Raw genomic sequence first — 23,701 nt, 5'->3', positions numbered from 1 at the left:
CGATGAAACTCTGGCATGTAATTAGCGGTATGACACTGGCGGTGGCAATCACAGGCTGTGCCGATCACAGTAAACCCGTGCCGACGCCAACTTTAGGCGCCAGCGTGGCCGGGCAGCCGTCGGCGATTGCCCAGCCGAACGTAAGCGGTTCCGTCTATATTCGCCAGCGTATTGCGCTGCCGCCGGATGCGGTGCTGACCGTGACGCTGGCCGATGCGTCACTGGCGGACGCGCCGTCTAAAGTGCTGTCACAGCGTGTGGTTCGCACCGAGGGCAAACAGGCACCGTTCCAGTTTGTGCTGCCCTTTAACCCGGCTGATATCCAGCCGAACGCGCGCATTTTGCTGAGCGCAGCGATCACCATCGACGGCAAGCTGGCGTTTATCACCGATACGGTGAAACCGGTGATTAATCAGGGTGGAACGAAAGCGGAACTGCTGCTGGTACCGGTGACCAATATGGCGATGCCAACCCAGCCGGGCGCTGCTACCACCGTGCCTTCGACGTCGCCAACTCAGGTTACGCCGTCAGCCTCCGTGCCGGCACCAACCAGTCTGTAAGTTGAAACGGGAGACAGCGCGTTACGGAAGCTGCGCCAGAATGGCACTGCAGAAAGTAAAGGCGCTGTCTCGTCCCTGATCGCTCGGCACACGCCATCCCTGGCGTGTGACGCTTTACTTTCTGCAGTGCCATTCCCGCGCCTTAAAGGGAGTGCGGCCTGTCAGCATTAATACTCCCAGCGATACTTCGCCAGTTCAATTTCTCCCGCATCACTCACTTCAATACCTTCGGCTTCCAGCGCATCGCGCTGACGAAAAAGATCATCACCCTGCAGCGAAATACGACCATGACGATTAATCACGCGGAACCACGGCAGTTTACTGCCTGGCGGCAGGCGCCGCAGCACGCCGCCCACCTGACGTGCGGCGCGCGGTGAACCGGCCAGCAGCGCGACATCGCCGTAGGTCGTCACTTTACCGGCAGGAATAGCGGCAACAATTTGCCAGACGCGCTCGGAAAAATTGCTCTGTTCACTCACTGACGCACCTCGTCTGCGGGAAAAGCGCCACTTTAGCATGCGGTTGCGGCTATCTGCAGGGTTTTGCCGCCGGCCTGTTCAAGAAACCAACGGTTGCCCGGCCTGCGCTTGCAATTGCCAGGGGCTTCCCCGATAATGCCAGCGCTCTCAACATGAGAGCTCGTCAATGGGGGCCCTGTTGGTTCTCCCGCAACGCTAACTTGTGAACTCGGTCAGGTCCGGAAGGAAGCAGCCGCAGCAGGCGACGCGTGTGCCGGGATGTAGCTGGCAGGGCCTCCACCATTTCTGCTCATGCAAAAACCCTGCGCGCAATGCGGCACAGCACCGTATCGGCACTCCTTTGCCTGCCTGTCATCCGTGGAAATAAAGGTGAGTAACGAAACGACCTGCGGGGAGAAAACTTAGCGGACGTACTTCCAGACAGATCCGGGCACTTTGTCATAGAGCTTGTTCATGGTCAGCTCGGCCAGACGGTGATCGGCTGCGGAGTAAAATACCGCTAACTCATCATCGGGTAATTCATACTTGTTCTTTTCAATCACCCGTTCAAGGGTGTCAATTGAGCGACAACGACGCAGTCGCATCAAATAGTCTGTTTTGGTTAAGGCTGGGTTGCTCATAAATAAACCGGTCTCACTCTGATGCTAAAAGGAATGGCTGGGTTGCTGGAGATAAGCGCACTCTTCGGCAAACAGATTAAATAAGCGTTTTGCTGAACGTTGCCACCGTTGAAGATCCTGGGTATTGATTCCATAGCTGCTAAACAGCATAAAGGTATCATCAAGATATTCATCGATTTGCGTAATCAGCGCTTCATCTTCAACATGCTTAATTTTGTAATTCATCGTGAAAGAGGCGATATGCTCAATCAAATCGTTGAGCTGTAAATTGCCTGGCGAAGTGGGATCATTAACCCAGCCGTGATGGCTGTCGGTTAGCGTCGCCATACTTTCGTCAAACAGGTTCTCACACAGAAATTTAAGCTGGGCAATATCATGCCGTTTCGGTGAGTATTCGTCCATCTTTTTCCCCTCCATAGCGAGCACAGTTACCGCGACGCGGCGAGATTTGGAAAAGCTACCAGGGAGCGATCACGAATAAAAAGAATTCAGCGACCTTTTAAATATAATCCACAATCATTAGTTTTGCTCACCCAATTACTAAATATTACAATTCGTCGCACGGTGACGGGCGGGTATTGTCTATCACCTCAAACACCAGTGCACCGGGCGTTGTCTGGAACATAACTTCTTCACGTTGGGTAAAGGTTTCATTTAAATCAAGGCAGGGATTAAATAAATCCCACGTGAAATCGTAAAGCATTTTAAATCGTTTGTGGCCGACGGGCTGAATGGAAATAATGGTAAAACTGTCCGGAACTAATTGCGCGTTTTGAGAATACCACTGTAAATCGCCGGCAAGGTCCTGGGCTATTTTGAGAATATTCCCCTGGATAATCTGGCGTAACTTGCCGCAATCATCCTCATTCACATCAATATCACTATGAATAATAGACTGCATTCTGCATCCCGTAAAAAGCAAGGAGAGTTCTATCATTGGCTTTCAGCCCTAACATTGCAAGCCATTGGTAAACAGAAAGGGCGATTGCTGCGATGGGCGCTGGCTTGATGGCACAAATCGCCCAGGCGTATCGCCACTGATCAACTTTTGAAACACTTTCTTCCGCGCGTCGCGATGAGGCCATCAGGTAGTATGTTGTTATGTTATAACATTTTGGTTGCCTATCATGAATCACAGTGGATTACTTCTCTCGCTCGGCGGGCGCCTGCTGGTAGCGCTACTACTGAGTAGCCTGCTGGCTTTAGCCATCGTCTGGGGCCTGCACCAATGATGCGTTTTCATCGTCTGCAGGGCGGCTATCAGGGCAGGGCGGTGACGCCGGTGGTGAATGGCGAACTGGCGGCCGGCAGTATGACGGCACTGATCGGGGCCAACGGAACGGGCAAATCAACCTTGCTCAAAACTATCGCCGGACTGCTGCCGCCGGTGGCGGGACGCTGTGAACTGCAGCTGCCGCGAAAAGCGCTGGGCTGGTTGCCGCAGCGCAGCGAGCTGGACACCCGCTTCCCGCTCACCGTCTATGAGCTGGTGGCAATGGGCTGCTGGCCGCGCTGCGGCTGGTTCGGGGGCATCACGCGTGCGCTGCGCCAGGAGATTGATGCCGCGCTGGAGGCGGTGCAGATGCGCGATTTCGCCACTGCGCAGCCCGCGATGCTTTCCGGCGGGCAGTTGCAACGCGTGCTGTTTGCGCGCCTGATGCTCCAGCGCAGTCAGCTCTGGCTGCTGGACGAACCCTTTAACGGCATTGATACGCCGACAATAACCTTACTGATGTCGATTCTCGAACAGCAGCAGCGAGCGGGCACCACGCTGCTGGTGGTGCTGCACGACAAGCTGCTGGTGGCGCGCCATTTTCGTGACGTGCTGTCGCTGGATGAGCGTGACAGTGCGCAGCAACCGCGGCTGTGTCGGGTGGCGTCATGACGTTACTCCAGCCGTTTATTGAGTTTGGTTTTATGCGCCGGGCGCTGGTGGCCTGCATGGCGCTGGCGATCAGTGCGACGCCGCTCGGCGTCTTTCTCTCGCTGCGCCGTATGAGCCTGGTGGGCGATGCGCTGTCCCATGCGGTACTGCCGGGCGCCGCCATCGGCTATCTGGTGTCCGGCCTGTCGCTGGTGGCGATGGGCATTGGCGGCCTGATTGCCGGGCTGGCGGTGGCGCTGCTGTCCGGTGCGGTCAGCCGTTACACCCATCTGAAGGAGGATGCCAGCTTTTCCGGCTTCTATCTGGGTTCGCTGGCGCTCGGCGTCACGCTGGTATCACTGCGCGGTTCCAGTGTCGATCTGCTGCACGTGTTGTTCGGCTCGCTGCTGGCGGTGGACAACGGCGCGATTGTGCTGGTTGGCAGTATCGCCGCGTTCACCCTTCTGATGCTGGCCGTGATCTTCCGGCCGCTGGTCATTGATGCCTTTGATCCTGATTTTCTGCGTGCGCAGGGAAAATGGAGCGCACCGCTGGTGCACGGCATTTTCCTCACGCTGGTGGTGCTGAATCTGGTGGCGGGTTTTCAGGTGCTCGGCACGCTGATGTCCGTTGGGCTGATGATGCTGCCCGCCACCAGCGCGCGCTTCTGGAGCCGCCACCTTACGCGCATGCTGGCGATTGCCATGCTGCTGGCGCTGATCGCCGCCTTTATCGGCCTGTTGCTCTCATGGCACTATGCCCTGCCTGCCGGACCGGCGGTGGTACTGAGTGCGGCCGTACTGTTTTTGCTGTCTGTGTTGACAGGACCATGTGGCGGCCTGCTGCGCCGTCGATAATAAGATGACAAGGGGATAGGTATGAAGAAATTACCGTTGAGTCTGGCGATTGGCGCGATGCTGATTAGCCCGCTGACGCTGGCAAAAACCGTTGATGCCGTAGCCAGTTTTACCGTGCTGGCTGACATCGTTAAACAGGTCGGCGGCGATCACGTTAAGGTGAAATCGCTGGTGGGGCCGGATGGCGATCCGCACACCTTTGAGCCGACGCCGCAGGATAGTCAGGCGCTGGCGCAGGCCGATGTGGTGTTCGTCAGCGGGCTGGGCATGGAAGGCTGGATGGACCGGCTGATTAGCGCGTCCGGCTATAAGGGCACGGTGGTGGTTGCCTCGAACGGCGTCAATACGCGCAAAATGGAGGAGGATGGCAAAACCATCACCGATCCACACGCGTGGAACAGCATGCACAACGGCGTGATCTACGCCACCAACGTGATGAACGCGCTGATCAAAGCCGATCCGGACGATGCCGCCGACATCCGTCACAGCGGTGAACGCTATATTCAGCAGTTGCAGAAGCTGGATAGCTGGGCCAAAAGTGAATTTGCCGGCGTGGCGCAAAGTAAACGCAAGGTACTCACCAGCCATGATGCCTTTGGCTATTTCGGCCAGCGCTACGGCGTGACATTCCTCGCGCCGGTGGGCTTCTCAACCGAAGCGGAAGCCAGCGCCAGCGATGTCGCCGCTATCATCAAACAGCTCCGGGCCGAGCACATCACCACCTACTTTATGGAGAATCAGACCGATCCGCGTCTGGTGAAACAGATCGCCAGTGAAACCGGTGCGCAACCCGGTGGCGAGCTCTATCCGGAAGCGCTGTCAGCGGCCAGCGGGCCGGCGCCCACCTATGAGGCGGCGTTTAAGCACAACGTGGAAACTCTGCTGCACAGCATGAAGTAAAAAAAAGGCCGGGGAGCATCCCGGCCAATTATCACGACACTTTCCTAACGTTTTTTCTTTCTTCCCTGCACCGCCTTAAAGCGCGGGTTGGTTTTGCAAATCACATAAATACGACCTTTACGCCGCACGACTTTGCAATCTTTGTGACGGGTCTTGGCAGACCGCAATGAACTGACAACTTGCATGTGGCTGAGCTCCGGTTATTTGCTGCGCGTCAGGAAGCTGCCAAAACGCTTGTTGAAGCGTGCGGCGCTGCCCTCTTTGGCAAACTCTTTCTGTTTACCGGTGTAGTAAACGTGCGACTTCGACGACACATCAAGCGTGACGTACGGCAGCTCTTCGCCCTCAAACTGGATGGTACGATCGGTCTGAATCGTTGAGCCGACTTTGAAGTATTCGTCGACGGTGGTGTCGTGGAACACCACAGGACGGTAGTGCGGATGAATGTTTGGTTTCATAATAGCGCTCTCATGTAATGTTATAATATAACAATATTATGAACCTCGCGTCGCGGGATTGCAACCACGCGTCCGGTGCGGGTTTGTCATGGAACGTGCGGGCAGGGGAGTGCGCAATAAAAAAGGCCGCTTGCGCGGCCTTTTAGCAGAGAGAAACTATCAGTGAGGGTGATCGACCGGATGGCCCTGTTCCAGCTCAGACTTATTCTTGCTGAAACGGCGGCGCACCACCACGAAGAACACCGGCACGAAGAAGATCGCCAGCGCGGTGGCCGTCACCATCCCGCCCATTACGCCGGTACCGACGGCGTTCTGTGCGCCGGAGCCGGCACCGCTGCTGATCGCCAGCGGCAGTACGCCGAGGATGAACGCCAGCGACGTCATCAGAATCGGACGCAGACGCATACGTGAGGCTTCCAGCGTCGACTCGACCAGCCCTTTGCCTTCCTTCTCCATCAAATCCTTGGCGAATTCGACGATCAGGATGGCGTTCTTCGCCGAGAGACCAATGGTGGTCAACAGACCCACCACAAAGTACACGTCGTTACTCAGACCGCGCAGCGTGGTGAAGAGCAGGGCGCCAATCACACCCAGCGGCACCACCAGCATGACCGCGAACGGAATCGACCAGCTCTCATACAGCGCGGCCAGACACAGGAACACCACAATCAGCGAAATGGCGTACAGTGCAGGCGCCTGGTTGCCGGACAGGCGTTCCTGATAGGACATGCCGGTCCAGTCGTAGCCGATACCCGCAGGCAGCTTCGAGGCGAGGCTCTCCATCAGGTTCATGGCATCACCCGAGCTCTTGCCCGGCGCTGCCTGACCCAGGATCTCCATTGATGGCAGACCGTTGTAACGCTCCAGACGCGGTGAACCATACTGCCACTTCGCCGAAGAGAAGGCAGAGAATGGCACCATGGTCCCGGCGCTATTGCGCACGTACCATTTGCTGATGTCATCCGGCAGCATGCGCGAGTCGGCCTGACCCATCACGTACACTTTCTTCACGCGACCACGGTCGATGAAGTCGTTGACGTAAGAACCACCCCAGGCCGCACCCAGCGTGGTGTTGATGTCGGACAGCGACACACCAAGCGCCTGCGCTTTTTCCTGATCGATAATCAGTTTGTACTGCGGCGTATCTTCCAGCCCGTTCGGACGCACGCCCACCAGCGTATCCGGATGCTGGGCAATCATGCCAAACAGCTGGTTACGCGCGGCGGTCAGCTTCTCATGGCCGAGGTTACCCTGATCGATCAGCTGGAAGTCGAAACCGGTGGCGTTACCCAGTTCGATAATGGCCGGCAGGTTGAACGGGAACACCATGGCATCTTTGATCTGACCCAGCGCCTGCATCGCACGTCCGGCAATCGCCGGCACTTTCAGGCTGGCGTCACCACGCTCATCCCATGGCTTCAGGCTGACGAAGGCGATACCGGTGTTCTGTCCACGACCGGCGAAGCCAAAGCCGTTAACGGTAAACACCGAATTCACGCTGTCTTTCTCTTTGGTCAGGAAGTAATCCGTAACCTGATCCAGCACCTTCTGCGTACGTTCCTGAGTCGCACCGGCAGGCAGCTGCGCCTGCGCCAGTAACAGCCCCTGATCCTCTTCCGGCAGGAACGAGGTAGGCAGTTTCAGGAACAGGTAAGCCATGCCGACCACAATCAGCAGATAAATCAGCAGATAGCGGCCGGTGCTGCGCACAATGTGGCCGACGCTGTCGACGTAATGGTTGGTGCTCTTATCAAACAGGCGGTTAAACCAGCCGAAGAAACCGGTGGTTTTGCCGTGTTCACCTTTTTTGATGGGCTTCAGCATGGTGGCACACAGCGCTGGCGTCAGAATCAACGCCACCAGCACCGACAGCGCCATCGCCGAAACGATGGTGATCGAGAACTGACGATAAATCACCCCGGTTGAGCCGCCGAAGAACGCCATTGGGATAAATACCGCTGACAGCACCAGCGCGATGCCAACCAGCGCGCCCTGGATCTGTTCCATCGAGCGTTTGGTGGCTTCTTTCGGCGGTAATCCTTCTTCCGCCATGACGCGCTCAACGTTTTCCACCACCACGATGGCGTCATCAACTAACAGGCCGATGGCGAGCACCATGCCGAACATCGTCAGGGTGTTTATCGAGTAGCCAAAGGCACTGATGATGGCAAAGGTGCCCAGCAGTACTACCGGCACGGCGATGGTAGGAATCAGCGTCGCGCGGAAGTTCTGCAGGAACAGATACATCACCAGGAACACCAGCACGATGGCTTCGAACAGCGTTTTCACCACTTCGAAAATAGAGATCTTAACGAATGGCGTGGTGTCGTACGGGTAAACGGTTTTCATGCCAGCCGGGAAGAACGGTTCCAGCTTGGCCAGTTCCGCTTTCACCGCGTCGGCGGTATCCAGCGCGTTGGCACCGGTCGCCAGTTTGACACCGATACCGGAGGCTGGTTTGCCGTTATAGCGGGCAATGATCTCGTAGTTTTCACCGCCGAGTTCAATCTTCGCGACATCGCGCAGGCGCACCTGTGAGCCGTCCTGATTGACCTTCAGCATGATGTTGCCGAACTCTTCGGTCGAGGTCAGACGCGTCTGGGCAATGATCGAGGCGTTAAGCTGCTGACCTGGCACCGGTGGGGTACCGCCCAGCTGACCGGCAGCCACCTGGGTGTTCTGGGTTTGCAGCGCGCTGATCACATCCACCGGCGTCAGCTGGTAGTTGTTAAGCTTGTGCGGATCGAGCCAGATACGCATCGCATACTGCGCACCAAATACCTGAGTGTCACCGACGCCAGGCGTACGGCTGATCGGATCTTTGATGTTCGACGCTACGTAGTCTGAGATGTCGTTCTGCGTCATGCTGCCATCTTCGCTGACGAAACCGGCGACCATCAGGAAGCTGCTGGAGGATTTTTTCACCTGAATCCCCTGCTGCTGTACTTCCTGCGGCAGCAGTGGCATCGCCAGCTGCAGTTTGTTCTGCACCTGCACCTGAGCAATGTCGGCGTCAGTGCCAGACTGGAAGGTCAGCGTCAGCGTCAGCGTACCAGAAGAGTCACTGCTCGAGGACATATACATCAGCCCGTCGATGCCGTTCATATTCTGTTCGATAACCTGCGTTACCGAATCCTGTAGCGTTTTCGCATCTGCACCCGGATAAGATGCCTGGATTTCAACTGCCGGCGGCGCAACGTTGGGATATTGCTCGATCGGCAGTTTGATAATCGATAGCGCACCCGCCAGCATAATAATGATGGCAAGCACCCAGGCAAAAATGGGGCGATCGATAAAGAACTTAGCCATGTATCAACGGCTCCTGTTTATGACGATGATTTAGCAGACTGAGATTCCGGTGCGGCTTTGGCATCATCTTTGACTTCCTGCGGCGTCACCTGAGCACCCGGTTTAGCACGCTGAATACCGACGGTAATCACGCGATCGCCCTCTTTCAGGCCATCGGTCACCAGCCATTTGTCGCCAAACGCCTGGTTAGCGGTAATCTTACGCACTTCGACTTTATTATCCGCGCCCACTACCATCGCGGTGGCTTCACCGGTTGGCGTGCGGGTTACGCCGGTCTGCGGTACCAGCAGCGCCGTCGGGTTAGTGCCCTCATCCAGACGTGCACGCACGAACATGCCCGGCAGCAAACGATGATCCGGATTCGGGAAAATCGCGCGCAGGGTAATCGAGCCGGTGGTTTCATCCACGGTAACATCAGAAAATTCCAGTGTGCCCGGCTGGCTGTATGCGCTACCGTTCTGCATCAGCAGGGTAACGTTAGCTTTGCCGTCGTTCTGCTTCAGCTGACCAGACTCCAGCTCGCCGCGCAGGCGCAGGAAATCATCGCTGGACTGGGTCACATCGACGTACATCGGGTCGAGTTGCTGCACGGTCGCCAGCGCGGTGGTCTGGCCGTTCGACACCAGCGCACCTTCCGTCACCGAGGATTTACCAATGCGGCCGCTGATTGGCGAGGTCACTTTGGTGTACGCCAGGTTAATGCGGGCGGTTTCCACATTGGCCTGCGCCGCCTGTACGGCTGCGGCGGTCTGCGCGGCGGTGGCCGCGGCGTTATCGTAGTCCTGCTGGCTGATATATTTGGTACCCAGCAGCGGCTTGTAACGATTCACCGTCAGCTGGGCAACGCGCGCGTTGGCCTGAGCCTGGGCTAAATCGCCTTTTGCGCTGTCGTACGCGGCCTGATAGGTGGCGGGATCGATCTGGTACAGCGAATCGCCGGCTTTAACATCACTGCCTTCAACAAAATTACGCTTGAGAATGATACCTGACACCTGCGGACGCACTTCAGCCACGCGGAACGCCGAAGTACGGCCTGGCAGTTCGGTGGTGATTTTCAGGGGCTCGTTTTTTAACGTGACAACACCCACTTCCGGGGGCTGCTGCTGGGCGGCTTGCTGGGATTTATTATCATCACATCCTGTTAACAAAAAGCTGCCTGTAAGCATCACGGCGGCCGCCAGAGGCGCTAATCCTCTGTTTTTATTCATAAATAAACCTCTAGTGTCCGATATCAAATGATCAATGGATCACAAACCGTTAAACCCATTGCTGCGTTAAAACACGGGTCGTGCTATGGTACATACATTCACAAATGTATGTAAACTTGCCAGTTTGTAAAAACAGTCCTCTATGGCACGAAAAACCAAAGCGCAAGCACTTGAAACGCGACATCAAATTCTGGATGCCGCTTTAGCTCACTTTTCTGAACACGGTGTGGCCGCCACCTCACTGGCGGATATCGCCGCGGCCGCTGGCGTCACGCGCGGTGCTATCTACTGGCATTTTAAAAATAAAGCCGATCTGTTACAGGAGATCTGGCTGCGCTGCGACGCCGGGCTCGACGATGTGGAACTTGAGTATCAGACAAAATACCCTGGCGATCCACTTTCTGTAATGCGTTCGATGCTGATCTATATCCTTGAAGCCACAGCAAAGGATCCACAAAGACGCGCATTAATGGAGATTATCTTCCATAAATGTGAGTTCGTTGGCGAAATGTCGACGTTAATGGCGATGCAGCAGGGGCTGCTGCAGGCGTGTTATGACCGCATCGAAGAGGTGCTGCGCAGCTGTATCGAGGCCGGGCAGCTTCCGGCCAGCCTCAACACCCGCCAGGCGGCGCTGCTGATGCGCGGCTACATCAGCGGCATGATGGAAAGCTGGTTGTTCAATCCGCAAAGTTTTGATCTGGTGAGTGAAGCGCCGCAGGTGGTCGAGGCCTTTATAGATATGCTGCGCCTGAGCCCGACGCTCGCCGGCACGCGCTAAGCGGTGCGTTCGGCCGCCAGCTTCTGCTCATAATCGCGCTGGACAATCGCCAGCGCAGCCAGCACCGTGGCCGTGGGCACCTGGTTTTCCTCCAGCAGCTGAATTAAATCGACCGCCAGCTTGATGTCGTCCGGCGCGGTATCCAGCGTCATAGTGTCTCCTAAATACGTAGTTTAGCGGCGACCAACAGCATCAGCAGGGCACCGGCCAGCGCCACGGCAAAGCCCGTCGGATGCAGCGTACCGAGGTCGCCCGTGGTGAAATACGTGGCGATGTAGCCGCCAATCAGCGCGCCGATCACCGCCAGCACCAGCGTCGGCACCAGTCCGCCGGGACGGCCGGGAAACACCCTCCGCTTCAGCCAGCCGGCAGCCAGGCCAATAATAATCCAGATGATAAGGGTCATGCTTCTCCTCCCGTCAGCGCTGTTTCCAGTATAGAGGAAAGCGAACGGCTTACGGCTGCGCCGCGATCTCCAGTTTATGCAGCGCGGCGCGGCAGCGCGCCAGCCGCTCCTGCAGAATCTCCACCTCGCGCATCAGCTGCTGCTGCACGCTCAGCGTTTCAGCGCGCGCCAGGTGCTGTTCGCGCTGCTGCAGCATGGCCAGCAGTCGCGTTTCGTAGCCGCGGTACTCATCACGCTTCGGCTGCAGCGGATCGCGCCGCGGCCGTTCACGCACCACGCGCAGTTGCTGGCTACTGCACTCGCGCTGCAGCGCGGCAATCTGGTCCAGCACCTTCTGCGCCAGCCACTGGCGGCGCGACGCATCACTGTTGGACGCCGCGAGCTGCGCCGCATTGTGCTGCAGCTCTTGCAGATAGTCAGCCAGCCGCGTGCCTTTACAGCGAAACAGCTGCGCGTCAAAGCGCGGCTGACGGCAGCTACCGTCCGGCTGCTGCGCAATCTGCTGGCGCAGCGTGTCAATCATTGCGTGCAGACGCTGTTGGGCGGGCAGTTGAGGCATCACTTCGATTCCGTCTGTGTTAACGTAGCGCTGTTGTGACATTTTTCAGGCATCTGGCATGCAGCGCATTTTACTGTTAAGCCTTGGCTGGCTGGCTATTGTGCTGGGCACGCTGGGCATTGTATTACCTTTACTACCGACCACGCCATTCGTGTTGCTGGCCGCCTGGTGTTTTGCCCGCTCGTCGCCACGCTTTCACCACTGGCTGCTGTGGCGCTCGCCGTTTGGCCGCTATCTGCGCCACTGGCAGCAGCATCGCGCCATGCCGCCCGGTGCCAAAAGCCGCGCCATGTTGCTGATTGTCATCACCTTTGCGGTTTCAATCTGGCTGGTGAAGCTGCTGTGGCTGCGCATTCTGCTCGGTGTGATGCTGGCGCTATTGTTGCTCATGCTGTGGCGCATCCCGGTTGTAGCAGAAAGTGCGAACCCGCACGAACCGTAGCATCAGGGTTGCATTTAGCCGGCTGTTTGCTTAGATTTGGGCATCTTCGTGCGTGGCTTCCCTTTGAGAAACGACTTCGCTTAACCCGGTTTCCGGGTATTGGCGCTGTGGGAGCTGCGCGTTTTAGATATTTTTCCAGGCGTAACCTTTATGACCGCAACTGCGCAGCAGCTTGAACTGATCAAAAACAGCATCAAAAGCATTCCTGACTATCCGAAGCCGGGCATCCTGTTCCGTGACGTCACCAGTCTGATGGAAGATCCGCAGGCGTATGCCGCAGCGATCGCCATTCTGGTGGAGCGTTATCGTAATAAAGGCATCACCAAAGTGGTGGGCACCGAAGCGCGTGGCTTCCTGTTCGGGGCGCCGGTTGCGCTGGGTCTGGGCGTGGGATTTGTGCCGGTGCGCAAGCCGGGCAAACTGCCGCGTGAAACTTTCAGCGAAAGCTATGAACTGGAGTACGGTTCAGACGCGCTGGAATTGCACAAAGACGCCATCAAACCCGGCGATGTGGTGCTGGTGGTGGACGATCTGCTGGCTACCGGCGGCACCCTTGAAGCCACGGTGAAACTGATTCGTCGTGCGGGCGGTGAAGTTAAAGATGCCGCGTTCGTGATCAACCTGTTTGATTTAAGCGGCGAAGCGCGCCTGAACGCGCTGGGTATCGACTGCTACAGCCTGGTCAACTTCCCCGGCCACTAAGGCCATCGCGCCGCCAGCCTTCATGTCCGGCGGCGCCACTCTTCGCACTCCCTGACAGGCGTATTCCGCCCTGAAGCGCAGCGCGCAACGTATCACGGGTATAGGCATATCCGGCTGTGGCTGTTACACTCCTGTCAAAATAAACAGGGTTTGCGTCACCGCATTTTTCCCCTAAGTCCCACGGCAGAATCGGCGCAACTGAGCGTGCTGCTGTGCCAGGTTAAACAACTCCAGTGATTGAATCCACATGAGCTATCAGGTACTTGCGCGAAAATGGCGTCCCCAGGCTTTCGCCGACGTAGTCGGTCAGGAACATGTGCTGACGGCGCTGGCCAACGGGTTGTCACTGGGACGCATCCATCATGCCTATCTGTTTTCCGGCACGCGCGGCGTGGGGAAAACCTCGATTGCGCGTCTGCTGGCTAAAGGCCTCAACTGCGAAACCGGTATCACGGCCACGCCCTGTGGACAGTGCGATAACTGTCGCGAGATTGAACAGGGGCGCTTTGTCGATCTGATCGAAATCGATGCCGCCTCGCGCACCAAAGTGGAAGACACGCGCGACCTGCTGGATAACGTGCAGTATGCACCCGCGCGCGGGCGCTTTAAGGTCTATCTGATCGATGAAGTGCACATGCTGTCGCGCCACAGCTTTAATGCGCTGCTGAAAACGCTGGAAGAGCCGCCGTCGCATGTGAAATTCCTGCTGGCGACCACCGATCCGCAGAAGCTGCCGGTAACCATTCTGTCGCGCTGCCTGCAGTTCCACCTGAAAGCCCTCGACGTCGAACAAATTCAGCAGCAGCTGGCGCACGTGCTGCAGCAGGAGCAGATTGACGCCGAGCCGCGCGCGCTGCATCTGCTGGCGCGCGCCGCCGACGGCAGTATGCGCGATGCGCTCAGCCTCACCGATCAGGCGATTGCCATGGGGCAGGGCAGCGTCACGCGCGACAGCGTGGCGCAAATGCTGGGCACGCTGGATGATGAACAGCCGCTGTCGCTGATTGAAGCGCTGGTGGAAGGCAACGGCGAACAGGTGATGGCGCTACTGAATCAGGCCGCATCGCGCGGCGTGGAGTGGGAGGCGCTGCTGGTGGAGATGCTGCGTCTGCTGCACCGTATCGCGATGGTCCAGCTGCTGCCCAGCTCGCTTGGCGAAGATGATGCCAGCCAGGCGCAGCGCCTGCGCGAACTGGCGCGCGTGCTGCCGCCTGCTGACGTTCAGCTCTATTATCAGACGCTGCTGATGGGGCGCAAAGATTTGCCGCTGGCGCCGGATCGCCGGCTCGGCGTGGAAATGACGCTGTTGCGTGCACTGGCGTTTCATCCGCAGGCCACCATCGCTGAACCGGTGGCGCGCCCGTCGCTGACGCCGCAGGCCGCACCGGCCGTTGCCGCGCCAGCGCCTCAGACCAAAGCCGCACCCGCTGTGGCCGCGCAGCCGCAGATGGCACCGCCGATGGATGAGTCGCCGCCGCCGGCCGATGATTATCCCGACATGGCACCGGCCCCGGAGCACTTGCCCGACGCCACCAGTCAGCTGTTACAGGCGCGGACGCAATTGCTGCGTCAGGGAGCCGGCAAAGCAAAAAAGAGTGAGCCGGCAGCGCGTTCCGCGCGGCCGGCAAACCCGGCGCTGGAACGTCTGGCAAGCGTCACCGAGCGCGTGCAACAGCGCGCGTCTGAACCGGCGGTAAAAGCGCCGGCGAAACCGGAAGCGTATCGCTGGAAAGCCCAGCAGCAGGAGGAGATCAAGCCGGAGCCGGTGGCGACGCCAAAAGCCTTGCGTTCTGCGCTGGAGCATGAGAAAACGCCAGAGCTGGCGCTCAAACTGGCGGAAGAGGCCCTGCAGCGCGACGCCTGGGCGGCGGAAATCGCCACGCTGACGCTGCCGAAGCTGGTCCAGCAGGTCGCGCTGAACGCGTGGAAAGAGGTGAATGAGCAGGGCGTGACGCTGCATTTGCGCAGCAGCCAGCGTCATCTCAACTCTGCCCCGGCGCGCCAGGCGATTCAGGAGGCGCTGAGCCAGGCGGCCGGCCAGACGGTTGAACTGACCATCGTGGAAGACGATAATCCGGCGGTATTGACGCCGCTGGAGTGGCGTCAGGCCATTTATGAAGAGAAGCTGGCGCAGGCGCGTCAGTCGATCGAAAGCGATACCCACATTCAGACGCTGCGTCGCTTCTTTGATGCGGACCTGGATGAAGAGAGTATCCGACCCGTATGATCACGCTGTCGCGCAGCGTTGCGCGCAGCCCCAGCAGAGAGAGAAAACTATGTTTGGTAAAGGCGGATTGGGCAACCTGATGAAACAGGCCCAGCAGATGCAGGATAAAATGGCCAAAGTTCAGGAAGAGATCGCCGCACTGGAAGTCACCGGCGAATCAGGGGCTGGCCTGGTCAAAGTGACCATCAACGGTGCGCACAACTGCCGCCGCGTGGAAGTCGATCCCAGCCTGCTGGAAGATGACAAAGAGATGCTGGAAGATCTGATCGCTGCGGCGTTCAACGATGCGGCGCGCCGTATTGATGAAACGCAGAAAGAGAAGATGGCGTCCGTCTCTGCCGGTATGCAGCTGCCGCCTGGCTTCAAGATGCCGTTCTGATGCAAACCAGTCCACTGCTTGAAGCTTTGATGGAGTCGCTGCGCTGTTTGCCGGGCGTTGGCCCGAAATCGGCGCAGCGCATGGCGTTTCATCTGTTGCAGCGCGATCGCAGCGGTGGCATGCGTCTGGCGCAGGCGCTGACCCGCGCCATGGCAGAGATCGGCCACTGTTCCGACTGCCGCACCTTCACCGAGCAGGAGATCTGCACCATCTGCGCCAATCCCCGCCGTCAGCAAAACGGCCAGATTTGCGTGGTGGAGAGCCCGGCGGATATCCACGCCATCGAGCAGACCGGCCAGTTTGGCGGTCGCTACTTTGTGCTGATGGGCCATCTGTCGCCGCTGGACGGCATCGGCCCGCAGGATATTGGCCTGGATCGGCTGGAGCAGCGCCTTGAACGTGAGACGCTGCAGGAGGTGATCCTCGCCACCAACCCAACGGTGGAAGGCGAAGCCACGGCTAACTATATCGCCGAGCTGTGCGGCCAGTATGGCGTTGACGCCAGCCGCATTGCGCACGGGGTTCCGGTCGGCGGTGAACTGGAAATGGTCGACGGCACAACGCTGTCACACTCGCTTGCCGGACGGCACAAGATTAAATTCTGACCACTTGCCGGTATCCTGCTGCGATACCGGCTTGAAATTCTTCCCACCATCCCCATTTCACTCTCAACAATTGATCAACCCCGATTCTGTTGAGGTAGCAATGACCATGAAAGGACAAGAGACGCGTGGCTTCCAGTCAGAGGTAAAACAACTTCTGCACCTGATGATCCATTCCCTCTATTCAAACAAAGAGATTTTCCTGCGTGAACTGATCTCCAATGCCTCCGATGCGGCTGACAAGCTGCGCTTCCGCGCACTGTCGACGCCGGATCTGTACGAAGGCGATGGCGACCTGCGCGTGCGTATCTCGGTCGACAAGGAAAAACGCACGCTGACGCTGAGCGATAACGGCATCGGTATGCGCCGTGATGAGGTGATTGAAAACCTCGGCACCATCGCGAAATCCGGTACCAAAGCGTTTCTGGAATCGATGGGTTCCGATCAGGCAAAAGACAGCCAGCTTATCGGCCAGTTCGGCGTCGGTTTCTACTCGGCGTTTATCGTGGCTGACAAAGTGACGGTACGCACCCGTGCTGCGGGCGCCAAAGCCGACGAAGGCGTGTTCTGGGAATCCGCCGGCGAAGGCGAGTATACGCTGGCGGAGATTGAGAAAGCCGATCGCGGCACCGAAATTACGCTGCACTTCCGTGAAGGCGAAGATGACTTCCTCGACGCGTGGCGCGTGCGCAACGTGATCAGCAAATATTCCGATCACATCGCGCTGCCGGTGGAGATCGAGACCAAAGACGAAGAGAACGATACCGTCACCTGGGAGAAGATCAACAAAGCCCAGGCGCTGTGGACGCGCAACAAAGGCGAAATCAGCGACGAAGAGTACAACGAGTTCTACAAACACATCGCCCATGATTTCAGCGATCCGGCCATCTGGAGTCACAACCGCGTCGAAGGTAAGCAGGAGTACACCAGCCTGCTGTACATCCCGTCGCGTGCGCCGTTCGACATGTGGAACCGCGACAGCAAGCACGGTCTGAAACTGTACGTGCAGCGCGTCTTCATCATGGATGACGCGGAACAGTTCATGCCCAACTACCTGCGCTTTGTGCGTGGCCTGATAGATTCCAGCGATCTGCCGCTCAACGTTTCCCGTGAGATCCTGCAGGACAGCCGCGTCACGCAGAGCCTGCGCGCCGCGCTGACCAAACGCAGCCTGCAGATGCTGGAAAAACTGGCCAAAGACGACGCAGAGAAATATCAGCAGTTCTGGAAAGAGTTCGGTCTGGTGCTGAAAGAGGGCCCGGCGGAAGATCATGCCAACCAGGAGGCGATTGCTAAACTGCTGCGTTTCGCCACCACCCAGAGCGAAGGTGCGGCGCAGACCGTTTCGCTGGACGATTACGTTAGCCGCATGGTTGAAGGGCAGGAGAAGATTTACTACATCACTGCCGACAGCTATGCCGCCGCGAAAAGCAGCCCGCATCTGGAACTGTTCCGTAAGAAAGGCATCGAGGTCCTGCTGCTGTCCGATCGTATCGACGAGTGGATGATGAGCTACCTGACGGAGTTCGATGGCAAAGCATTCCAGTCGGTGAGCAAAGCGGATGAGTCGCTGAGCAAGCTGGCGGACGAAGAGACGGAAGCGCAGAAGGAAGCGGAAAAAGCGCTGGAGCCGTTCGTCGATCGCGTGAAAACCCTGCTGGGCGAGCGTGTCAAAGAGGTGCGCCTGACCCATCGCCTCACCGACACGCCAGCGATTGTCACCACCGACGCCAACGAAATGACCACGCAGATGGCGAAGCTGTTCGCCGCGGCCGGTCAGGATGTGCCGGAAGTGAAGTACATCTTTGAGATCAACCCGGAGCATACGCTGGTGAAACGCGTGGCTGATACGCAGGATGAAGCGCGCTTTGCGGAGTGGGTTGAACTGCTGCTGGATCAGGCGCTGCTGGCCGAGCGCGGCACGCTGGACGATCCTAACCAGTTTATCCGCCGCATGAATCAGTTGCTGACGGCGTAACGCAGTGCGGTAATCGGAACGGTCGGCATGAATGCCGACCCTACAGGTTACCTGGCACCGATTCGACAACTGTCCACTCTCTGTAGGGTCGTCATTAATGACGACCTTTTTTATTTATGCCGCCCTTGCTTACTTCAGCGCTTCATCCCGCAGCCAATCCCGGAACAACGTAATCTCCGCATCGTGCTGGCGTGACCGCTTGGTCATCATCCAGGTGGCACGGTCGGCGCGCACAAACCCCAGCGGCGCAATCAGCGTGCCGTCGTTCAGCTCCTGACGCACCAGCAGGCGCGGCGCCACAATCACGCCCAGCCCGTTTCTCGCGGCCTGAATCGCCAGCGTCAGATTATCGAAATGTTTGCCCAGCCAAAAATTACCGCGCACGCCGCTGATCTTCGCCCATTCGGCCCAGGCCTGCAGGCGGGTATCGGCGTGCAAAAGCGGCAGCGACGCCAGATCCTGCTCGCTGTGAAAACGCGCCGCGTACTGTGGGGCGCACAGCGGGCCAACGTAATCATCGCTGATGAGCGAGGCATCTATGTCGTCGTCCGGCGCCTGTTCATAACTGAGGATCAGCACATCGGTGTGTTCGCTGCGCAGCTGAGCAATCTCGCCCTGCGGCTGAAATTGCACTTCAATATCGGGATAGCACTGGTAAAAGCTGCTGATGCGCGGAATCAGCCACTGGGATAAAAAACTTGGGGTACAGGCAACGCTCAGGTGATTGCGCATCCCGGTGCGAATACTTACGCAGGTGGTAGAGAGTTCGCTAAAGGCTTTCTGGCAGCTCACCAGCAGACGTTCGCCGTGAGAGGTTAAGCGCACGCGCCCGTTAGTGCGGATGAACAGGGGTTTGCCCATCCAGCTCTCCAGCTGGCGAATCTGATGGCTGATGGCGCTGTGGGTGACATGGAGACATTCGGCCGCGACGCTAAAGCTGCAATGCAGCGCCGCCTGATGAAAATAGTGCAGTGCACGTAACGACGGAAGCGCGGTCATACTCATCCCCTGTGTAAAAACCTAACAGGGATTGTCAGTTTATATCATTTTAATGTCCAGCCGCATTAACCTAACCTTTCCTGCTTAATCTGGCGGGTTGACGGACCGGCTTCGCTGTGTACAGCAGCGGCGATGTCCGCTGCCAGCGCCAGCTTCACACAGCAGAATAACCAAGAGAAATGTCACGTGATGACTTCACAACAGGCTACTGCCAGGGCGGCGGCGCGCGATCGGCTGCGCGGCTTGCTGTCCCGTCACTATCGGCTGGAAAATTACGATCTGTTTTTTGCCCCTTCACTGCACATCGCGCGCGTGCTGCTCTCGCAACTGTTTCTGCGCCAGGAGCAGGCGCGCAATCAGACGCGCTACGCCGCGCAATATCCGGTCAGCGAACTCAGCGTGCTGCCGGCCCTGCCGATGATGGCGGGCAATATCGCGCTGGTCGATCACGTCGATATGCAGCAGGGCCGGGTGCGCAATCTGAACGCCTGCCAGAGCCAGGGCGTGACGCACGCGTCCGGCTCCTTCGCCAGCGTGTTGCATAAACGACTCATCAGCGAGGCACGACTGTTTGTCACCCAGCTGAATCAGCATGCGATGCTGAGCGACGATCTGGTGCTGATTGCGCTGCGTACCCATGATTTTAGTACGCTGGTGCGCAGCGAACTGCGGCTGTTCGAACAGGGACTGGCGCTGGGTGACGCGCCGGAACGCGCGCTGGAGTGCATGGCGCAGGACGAATGGCAACCCTTCAACGTTGCCAGTGTCGATAGCCTGACGCTGGATACGCCCTTCACGCTGCAGTCGATTCACCAGCCCGGCCTGCCGTTTGCGCTGCTGCCCTTGCCGCCCGGCAGTGCGCTGCCAGCGTTGCCCGCGGATATGCAGCTGCTGCCCGCGCCGCATCGCCTGTTTTTGCCGGTCAGCGTACGCGGCAACGGCAATAAGCCGCAGAACGTCACCGCTGCGCTAAAAAAAAGGCTGCGCGAGGTGCTCAGAGACAGCCGAAATTCTTAAAAACGTGCGTGCTACTGGCGCACCGCGCTAAAGCAGGTCAAAGTAGGCCTTTCAGCGCCCGGGGGCCCGTTGCCTTGTGGTGTGCGGGTCATAATGGTATGTTCTTGGCCTTCTCAGATTGATCAATGCGATTCGCAAGGGGAATTACGCAATGCGTATTATTCTGCTCGGGGCACCGGGCGCAGGTAAGGGCACTCAGGCTCAATTCATCATGGAGAAATACGGTATTCCGCAGATCTCCACGGGCGACATGTTGCGTGCGGCTGTCAAAGCCGGCACCGAATTGGGCCAGCAGGCGAAAGCCATCATGGATGCCGGTAAACTGGTAACGGACGAACTGGTGATTGCGCTGGTTAAAGAGCGTATCGCGCAGGAAGACTGCAAAAACGGCTTCCTGCTCGATGGTTTCCCACGCACCATTCCGCAGGCTGACGCCATGAAAGAGGCGGGCATCAAGGTGGATTACGTGCTCGAGTTCGCCGTACCGGACGAGCTGATTGTCGATCGCATTGTCGGCCGCCGCGTGCATGCGCCGTCAGGCCGCGTTTACCACATCAAATACAATCCGCCAAAAGTGGAAGGTAAAGATGACGTGACCGGCGAAGAGCTGACCACGCGTAAAGACGACCAGGAAGAGACCGTGCGTAAGCGTCTGGTGGAATACCATCAGCTGACCGCGCCGCTGATTGCTTACTACAGCAAAGAAGCCGAAGCCGGTAACACCGAATACCACAAAATCGACGGCACCCGCCAGGTGACCGAAGTGAGTGCACAGCTGGCCGATATCCTCGGCTAAGTGGTGACCAGGGCCGGTTGTCCGGCCCTTTTGCAGCAATTGCTTTCCCCCTCCGCTTTTTCCGCTACAATTTCCCCCGATTCAGAACCATTGTCTGCGACATCAAGGAAATACAATGAGGCAAGATAAGCCTGGGGTTTTACTGGTTAACTTAGGTACACCAGACGCACCGACCACCGCGGCGGTGAAACGCTATCTGAAACAGTTCCTCGGCGATCCGCGCGTGGTGGATACGCCGCGCTGGCTGTGGTGGCCGATTCTCAATTTCATCATTCTGCCGTTCCGCTCGCCGCGTGTTTCGAAGCTGTACGCATCGGTGTGGATGGACGAAGGTTCCCCGCTGATGGTGTTCAGCAAGCGGCAGCGTGCTGCGCTGGCGCAGCGGCTGGATATGCCGGTAGAGCTGGGCATGAGTTACGGCCAGCCGAGCCTCAACGGTGCGGTGGAGCGTCTGCTGGCGCAGGGCGTGACCAAATTCATCGTGCTGCCGCTCTATCCGCAGTTCTCCTGCTCCACCGTGGCGGCAGTGTGGGATGGCCTGGCGGCCAGCTTTAAACCGCTGCGTTCCCTGCCGGAAGTGGCGTTTATCCGCGATTACGCCGAACATCCGGCCTATATCGCCGCGCTGAAGGCCTCGGTAGAGCGCTCGTTTGCCCAACACGGCGAGCCGGATCTGCTGGTGCTCTCTTACCACGGCATTCCGCAGCGCTTCGCCAATGAAGGCGACGATTATCCGCTGCGCTGTAAAGACACCACCGATGCCCTGGCCGCCGCGCTCGGCATTGCGCCGCATAAAATCATGATGACCTTCCAGTCGCGCTTTGGCCGCGAGCCATGGCTGATGCCGTACACGGATGAGACCATGAAAAGCCTGCCGGCTAAAGGGATTAAACATGTGCAGGTGATGAGTCCGGGCTTTGCGGCGGACTGCCTCGAGACGCTGGAGGAGATCAGCGGCGAAAACTGCGAAATCTTCCTGCACGCTGGCGGCGAGAAATTTGAATACATTCCGGCGCTTAATGCGGATGATGAGCACATCGAGATGATGGTGCAGCTGGTACAAGCGCGCCGCTAAGGGTGCGGCAGAGAATGTGATATCATTCTCTGCCTGATTTTCCCTGACGGCAGCTTTCATGAAATTTCCCGGCAAACGCAAATCCAAACACTATTTCCCCGTCAACGCGCGCGATCCGCTGCTGCAGGCTTCCCAGCAGGAGCAGGAAGAGGGCAGCTGGGTGGTGGGTATCGACCAGACGCTGGTGGATATCGAAGCCAAAGTCGATGACGACTTCCTGCAGCGCTATGGCCTGAGCGCCGGTCATTCGCTGGTGATCGACGATGCGACCGCCGAAGCGCTGTACAACGAGCTGATGCGCGAGCAGCTGATCAGCCACCAGTTTGCCGGCGGTACCATCGGTAATACGCTGCACAATTACTCGGTGCTGGCTGATGACCGTTCGGTGCTGCTCGGCGTGATGTGTAACAACATCCAGATTGGCGGTTACGCCTATCGCTACCTGTGCAATACCTCCAGCCGCATGGACCTTAACTTCCTGCAGGGCGTCGATGGCGCCATTGGCCGCTGCTTTACCCTGATCGGCGAGCAGGGCGAGCGCACCTTTGCTATCAGCCCTGGCCTGATGAACCAGCTGCAGGCTGCCAGTATTCCGGAAGAGGTGATTGCCGGTGCGTCGGCGCTGGTGCTGACGTCCTACCTGGTGCGCTGTCAGCCGGGTGAACCGATGCCGGAAGCGACGCTGCGGGCCATTGAGTTCGCCAAAAAGCACAATGTACCGGTGGTGCTGACGCTCGGTACCAAATATGTGATTCAGGATAACCCGCAGTTCTGGCGCGATTTCCTGCGCGAACACGTCTCGATTGTGGCGATGAATGAAGAGGAAGCGTTCGCGCTGACCGGCGAAGCGGATCCGCTGCTGGCCTCCAACATGGCGCTGGACTGGGTCGATCTGGTGCTGTGCACCGCCGGACCGACCGGGTTGTATATGGCCGGATTCACCGAAGAGGCGTTCAAGCGCAAAACCAATCATCCGCTGTTGCCGGGGGCGATTGCCGAGTTCAACCAGTTTGAGTTCAGCCGCGCCATGCGTCATCAGGATTGCCAGCAGCCGCTGCGGATCTTCTCGCACATTGCGCCTTACATGGGTGGTCCGGAGAAGATCATGAACACCAACGGTGCCGGTGATGGCGCGCTGGCGGCGCTGCTGCACGATATTACCGCCAACAATTTCCACCGTCAGAAAGTGCCAAACTCCAGCAAACACGCCCGCGAATACCTGACCTACTCGTCGCTGGCGCAGGTGTGCAAATATGCCAACCGCGTCAGTTATCAGGTGCTGAACCAGCACTCACCGCGTCTGACGCGCGGGCTGCCGGAGCGGGAAGACAGTTTAGAAGAGTCTTACTGGGACAGGTAATAACGGCGGGTTGACCAGCGATCCGTCATGGATGACTGCGCTGTGTGAAACGGTGCGCATGAATGCGCACCCTACATGGGTCTCCATGGCGGCGCACCCTATGGTAGGGGCGCCATTCATGGC

At 58.2% G+C, this 23,701-nt stretch carries 27 protein-coding genes, 1 other RNA gene and 1 other annotated feature; of the genes, 16 read left to right on the top strand and 12 right to left on the bottom strand.

Features of this window, described 5'->3' with window-relative positions; genetic code table 11:
• Positions 1–2: 2 nt before the first annotated feature.
• Positions 3–560 (top strand): YbaY family lipoprotein, encoded by a 558-nt coding sequence (locus H7K56_RS05760; RefSeq protein ID WP_021507201.1) that lies wholly within the window; start codon positions 3–5, stop codon positions 558–560.
• Between the two features lie 167 nt (positions 561–727).
• Here the strand turns inward: H7K56_RS05760 and H7K56_RS05755 are convergent, their stop codons facing one another.
• Complete coding sequence (locus H7K56_RS05755) at positions 728–1,039, bottom strand: MGMT family protein (RefSeq protein ID WP_021507202.1); 312 nt, start codon at positions 1,037–1,039, stop codon at positions 728–730.
• Positions 1,040–1,215: 176 nt separating this feature from the next.
• On the opposite strand from H7K56_RS05755, the gene ffs reads away from it, so the two are divergent.
• An RNA gene (gene ffs / locus H7K56_RS05750) (signal recognition particle sRNA small type) lies at positions 1,216–1,312 on the top strand.
• A gap of 128 nt (positions 1,313–1,440) precedes the next feature.
• Here the strand turns inward: ffs and H7K56_RS05745 are convergent.
• The 3 genes from H7K56_RS05745 to H7K56_RS05735 all read right to left on the bottom strand — a co-directional run bounded on the left by H7K56_RS05745 (position 1,441) and on the right by H7K56_RS05735 (position 2,560).
• Positions 1,441–1,659 carry an HHA domain-containing protein gene (locus H7K56_RS05745; protein WP_021507203.1) on the bottom strand — a complete coding sequence of 73 codons (219 nt, stop codon included), beginning with the start codon at positions 1,657–1,659 and terminating at the stop codon, positions 1,441–1,443.
• A gap of 24 nt (positions 1,660–1,683) precedes the next feature.
• The gene (tomB, locus tag H7K56_RS05740) at positions 1,684–2,061 is read right to left on the bottom strand and encodes an Hha toxicity modulator TomB (protein WP_021313568.1); all 378 of its coding nucleotides are present in this window, start codon (positions 2,059–2,061) and stop codon (positions 1,684–1,686) included.
• A gap of 145 nt (positions 2,062–2,206) precedes the next feature.
• Positions 2,207–2,560, bottom strand: coding sequence for a hypothetical protein (locus H7K56_RS05735; protein ID WP_031279656.1), 354 nt, complete (start codon positions 2,558–2,560; stop codon positions 2,207–2,209).
• Positions 2,561–2,887: 327 nt separating this feature from the next.
• On the opposite strand from H7K56_RS05735, the gene H7K56_RS05730 reads away from it, so the two are divergent.
• The 3 genes from H7K56_RS05730 to H7K56_RS05720 are packed head-to-tail and all read left to right on the top strand — an operon-like array spanning position 2,888 to position 5,280.
• Positions 2,888–3,544, top strand: a complete 657-nt coding sequence (locus tag H7K56_RS05730; RefSeq protein ID WP_141496706.1) for a metal ABC transporter ATP-binding protein — start codon at positions 2,888–2,890, stop codon at positions 3,542–3,544.
• A complete protein-coding gene (locus H7K56_RS05725) occupies positions 3,541–4,380 on the top strand; it encodes a metal ABC transporter permease (protein ID WP_021507206.1) in 840 nt (279 codons plus the stop codon). Before H7K56_RS05730 ends, H7K56_RS05725 begins: the two co-directional genes overlap by 4 nt.
• Positions 4,381–4,401: 21 nt before the next feature.
• Entirely contained in the window at positions 4,402–5,280 is an 879-nt protein-coding gene (locus tag H7K56_RS05720; RefSeq protein ID WP_058769397.1) for a metal ABC transporter substrate-binding protein, read from the top strand.
• Between the two features lie 44 nt (positions 5,281–5,324).
• Here H7K56_RS05720 and ykgO read toward each other — a convergent pair whose 3' ends face one another.
• The 4 genes from ykgO to H7K56_RS05700 form a co-directional block, all read right to left on the bottom strand.
• Complete coding sequence (gene ykgO, locus H7K56_RS05715) at positions 5,325–5,465, bottom strand: type B 50S ribosomal protein L36 (RefSeq protein ID WP_010616859.1); 141 nt, start codon at positions 5,463–5,465, stop codon at positions 5,325–5,327.
• A gap of 15 nt (positions 5,466–5,480) precedes the next feature.
• A complete protein-coding gene (locus H7K56_RS05710; RefSeq protein ID WP_021507208.1) occupies positions 5,481–5,738 on the bottom strand; it encodes a type B 50S ribosomal protein L31 in 258 nt (85 codons plus the stop codon).
• 159 nt (positions 5,739–5,897) lie between these two features.
• Complete coding sequence (locus H7K56_RS05705) at positions 5,898–9,047, bottom strand: multidrug efflux RND transporter permease subunit AcrB (protein WP_021507209.1); 3,150 nt, start codon at positions 9,045–9,047, stop codon at positions 5,898–5,900.
• Between the two features lie 17 nt (positions 9,048–9,064).
• Positions 9,065–10,255, bottom strand: a complete 1,191-nt coding sequence (locus H7K56_RS05700) for an efflux RND transporter periplasmic adaptor subunit (protein ID WP_058757947.1) — start codon at positions 10,253–10,255, stop codon at positions 9,065–9,067.
• A gap of 142 nt (positions 10,256–10,397) precedes the next feature.
• Here H7K56_RS05700 and acrR point away from each other — a divergent pair, with 142 nt between their 5' ends.
• Complete coding sequence (gene acrR, locus H7K56_RS05695; RefSeq protein ID WP_031279658.1) at positions 10,398–11,036, top strand: multidrug efflux transporter transcriptional repressor AcrR; 639 nt, start codon at positions 10,398–10,400, stop codon at positions 11,034–11,036.
• Here acrR and rsmS read toward each other — a convergent pair.
• From rsmS to priC, 3 genes are read right to left on the bottom strand one after another with little or no spacing between them, the layout of a single operon-like run.
• On the bottom strand, positions 11,033–11,188 hold the full coding sequence (rsmS, locus tag H7K56_RS05690) for a pleiotropic regulatory protein RsmS (protein ID WP_021507212.1): 156 nt from the start codon (positions 11,186–11,188) through the stop codon (positions 11,033–11,035). The genes acrR and rsmS overlap by 4 nt on opposite strands.
• An 8-nt stretch (positions 11,189–11,196) precedes the next feature.
• Positions 11,197–11,442 (bottom strand): GlsB/YeaQ/YmgE family stress response membrane protein, encoded by a 246-nt coding sequence (locus H7K56_RS05685; RefSeq protein WP_010616865.1) that lies wholly within the window; start codon positions 11,440–11,442, stop codon positions 11,197–11,199.
• 49 nt (positions 11,443–11,491) lie between these two features.
• Complete coding sequence (priC, locus tag H7K56_RS05680) at positions 11,492–12,001, bottom strand: primosomal replication protein PriC (protein WP_058769399.1); 510 nt, start codon at positions 11,999–12,001, stop codon at positions 11,492–11,494.
• Positions 12,002–12,059: 58 nt separating this feature from the next.
• On the opposite strand from priC, the gene H7K56_RS05675 reads away from it, so the two are divergent.
• From H7K56_RS05675 to htpG, 6 genes are all read left to right on the top strand, one after another.
• Complete coding sequence (locus H7K56_RS05675) at positions 12,060–12,443, top strand: DUF454 family protein (protein ID WP_058775241.1); 384 nt, start codon at positions 12,060–12,062, stop codon at positions 12,441–12,443.
• Positions 12,444–12,593: 150 nt separating this feature from the next.
• Entirely contained in the window at positions 12,594–13,145 is a 552-nt protein-coding gene (gene apt / locus H7K56_RS05670; RefSeq protein ID WP_031279659.1) for an adenine phosphoribosyltransferase, read from the top strand.
• Positions 13,146–13,392: 247 nt separating this feature from the next.
• Positions 13,393–15,372 carry a DNA polymerase III subunit gamma/tau gene (dnaX, locus tag H7K56_RS05665; protein WP_182688963.1) on the top strand — a complete coding sequence of 660 codons (1,980 nt, stop codon included), beginning with the start codon at positions 13,393–13,395 and terminating at the stop codon, positions 15,370–15,372.
• Positions 14,714–14,775 (top strand) — a sequence feature (DnaX frameshifting element). Its footprint overlaps the gene before it by 62 nt.
• A 49-nt stretch (positions 15,373–15,421) precedes the next feature.
• Positions 15,422–15,751 (top strand): YbaB/EbfC family nucleoid-associated protein, encoded by a 330-nt coding sequence (locus H7K56_RS05660; RefSeq protein ID WP_010616869.1) that lies wholly within the window; start codon positions 15,422–15,424, stop codon positions 15,749–15,751.
• Complete coding sequence (gene recR / locus H7K56_RS05655; protein WP_031279660.1) at positions 15,751–16,356, top strand: recombination mediator RecR; 606 nt, start codon at positions 15,751–15,753, stop codon at positions 16,354–16,356. Before H7K56_RS05660 ends, recR begins: the two co-directional genes overlap by 1 nt.
• A 100-nt stretch (positions 16,357–16,456) precedes the next feature.
• Entirely contained in the window at positions 16,457–18,331 is a 1,875-nt protein-coding gene (gene htpG / locus H7K56_RS05650; protein WP_059012363.1) for a molecular chaperone HtpG, read from the top strand.
• Positions 18,332–18,460: 129 nt separating this feature from the next.
• Here the strand turns inward: htpG and H7K56_RS05645 are convergent, their stop codons facing one another.
• Positions 18,461–19,330 (bottom strand): LysR substrate-binding domain-containing protein, encoded by an 870-nt coding sequence (locus H7K56_RS05645; protein WP_150360897.1) that lies wholly within the window; start codon positions 19,328–19,330, stop codon positions 18,461–18,463.
• Positions 19,331–19,519: 189 nt separating this feature from the next.
• On the opposite strand from H7K56_RS05645, the gene H7K56_RS05640 reads away from it, so the two are divergent.
• The 4 genes from H7K56_RS05640 (at position 19,520) to H7K56_RS05625 (ending at position 23,578) form a co-directional block, all read left to right on the top strand.
• Entirely contained in the window at positions 19,520–20,347 is an 828-nt protein-coding gene (locus tag H7K56_RS05640; protein WP_150360930.1) for a DUF6024 family protein, read from the top strand.
• Positions 20,348–20,498: 151 nt separating this feature from the next.
• Entirely contained in the window at positions 20,499–21,143 is a 645-nt protein-coding gene (adk, locus tag H7K56_RS05635) for an adenylate kinase (RefSeq protein WP_021507222.1), read from the top strand.
• 115 nt (positions 21,144–21,258) lie between these two features.
• Positions 21,259–22,218, top strand: coding sequence for a ferrochelatase (hemH, locus tag H7K56_RS05630; RefSeq protein ID WP_021507223.1), 960 nt, complete (start codon positions 21,259–21,261; stop codon positions 22,216–22,218).
• A 58-nt stretch (positions 22,219–22,276) separates the two neighbouring features.
• Positions 22,277–23,578, top strand: a complete 1,302-nt coding sequence (locus H7K56_RS05625; RefSeq protein ID WP_021507224.1) for an inosine/guanosine kinase — start codon at positions 22,277–22,279, stop codon at positions 23,576–23,578.
• The last annotated feature ends 123 nt before the right edge of the window (positions 23,579–23,701 follow it).

This window comes from Pantoea dispersa (assembly GCF_014155765.1).
GTDB classification, from domain to species: domain Bacteria; phylum Pseudomonadota; class Gammaproteobacteria; order Enterobacterales; family Enterobacteriaceae; genus Pantoea; species Pantoea dispersa.
This window is presented reverse-complemented; position numbering and strand designations above follow the sequence as displayed.

Coding starts and splice junctions, on each gene's coding strand:
- H7K56_RS05760 (WP_021507201.1), top strand. CDS start 3: ATGAAACTCTGGCATGTAATTAGCGGTATGACACTGGCGGTGGCAATC.
- H7K56_RS05745 (WP_021507203.1), bottom strand. CDS start 1,659: ATGAGCAACCCAGCCTTAACCAAAACAGACTATTTGATGCGACTGCGT.
- tomB (WP_021313568.1), bottom strand. CDS start 2,061: ATGGACGAATACTCACCGAAACGGCATGATATTGCCCAGCTTAAATTT.
- H7K56_RS05735 (WP_031279656.1), bottom strand. CDS start 2,560: ATGCAGTCTATTATTCATAGTGATATTGATGTGAATGAGGATGATTGC.
- H7K56_RS05730 (WP_141496706.1), top strand. CDS start 2,888: ATGATGCGTTTTCATCGTCTGCAGGGCGGCTATCAGGGCAGGGCGGTG.
- H7K56_RS05725 (WP_021507206.1), top strand. CDS start 3,541: ATGACGTTACTCCAGCCGTTTATTGAGTTTGGTTTTATGCGCCGGGCG.
- H7K56_RS05720 (WP_058769397.1), top strand. CDS start 4,402: ATGAAGAAATTACCGTTGAGTCTGGCGATTGGCGCGATGCTGATTAGC.
- ykgO (WP_010616859.1), bottom strand. CDS start 5,465: ATGCAAGTTGTCAGTTCATTGCGGTCTGCCAAGACCCGTCACAAAGAT.
- H7K56_RS05710 (WP_021507208.1), bottom strand. CDS start 5,738: ATGAAACCAAACATTCATCCGCACTACCGTCCTGTGGTGTTCCACGAC.
- H7K56_RS05705 (WP_021507209.1), bottom strand. CDS start 9,047: ATGGCTAAGTTCTTTATCGATCGCCCCATTTTTGCCTGGGTGCTTGCC.
- H7K56_RS05700 (WP_058757947.1), bottom strand. CDS start 10,255: ATGAATAAAAACAGAGGATTAGCGCCTCTGGCGGCCGCCGTGATGCTT.
- acrR (WP_031279658.1), top strand. CDS start 10,398: ATGGCACGAAAAACCAAAGCGCAAGCACTTGAAACGCGACATCAAATT.
- rsmS (WP_021507212.1), bottom strand. CDS start 11,188: ATGACGCTGGATACCGCGCCGGACGACATCAAGCTGGCGGTCGATTTA.
- H7K56_RS05685 (WP_010616865.1), bottom strand. CDS start 11,442: ATGACCCTTATCATCTGGATTATTATTGGCCTGGCTGCCGGCTGGCTG.
- priC (WP_058769399.1), bottom strand. CDS start 12,001: ATGCCTCAACTGCCCGCCCAACAGCGTCTGCACGCAATGATTGACACG.
- H7K56_RS05675 (WP_058775241.1), top strand. CDS start 12,060: ATGCAGCGCATTTTACTGTTAAGCCTTGGCTGGCTGGCTATTGTGCTG.
- apt (WP_031279659.1), top strand. CDS start 12,594: ATGACCGCAACTGCGCAGCAGCTTGAACTGATCAAAAACAGCATCAAA.
- dnaX (WP_182688963.1), top strand. CDS start 13,393: ATGAGCTATCAGGTACTTGCGCGAAAATGGCGTCCCCAGGCTTTCGCC.
- H7K56_RS05660 (WP_010616869.1), top strand. CDS start 15,422: ATGTTTGGTAAAGGCGGATTGGGCAACCTGATGAAACAGGCCCAGCAG.
- recR (WP_031279660.1), top strand. CDS start 15,751: ATGCAAACCAGTCCACTGCTTGAAGCTTTGATGGAGTCGCTGCGCTGT.
- htpG (WP_059012363.1), top strand. CDS start 16,457: ATGACCATGAAAGGACAAGAGACGCGTGGCTTCCAGTCAGAGGTAAAA.
- H7K56_RS05645 (WP_150360897.1), bottom strand. CDS start 19,330: ATGACCGCGCTTCCGTCGTTACGTGCACTGCACTATTTTCATCAGGCG.
- H7K56_RS05640 (WP_150360930.1), top strand. CDS start 19,520: ATGACTTCACAACAGGCTACTGCCAGGGCGGCGGCGCGCGATCGGCTG.
- adk (WP_021507222.1), top strand. CDS start 20,499: ATGCGTATTATTCTGCTCGGGGCACCGGGCGCAGGTAAGGGCACTCAG.
- hemH (WP_021507223.1), top strand. CDS start 21,259: ATGAGGCAAGATAAGCCTGGGGTTTTACTGGTTAACTTAGGTACACCA.
- H7K56_RS05625 (WP_021507224.1), top strand. CDS start 22,277: ATGAAATTTCCCGGCAAACGCAAATCCAAACACTATTTCCCCGTCAAC.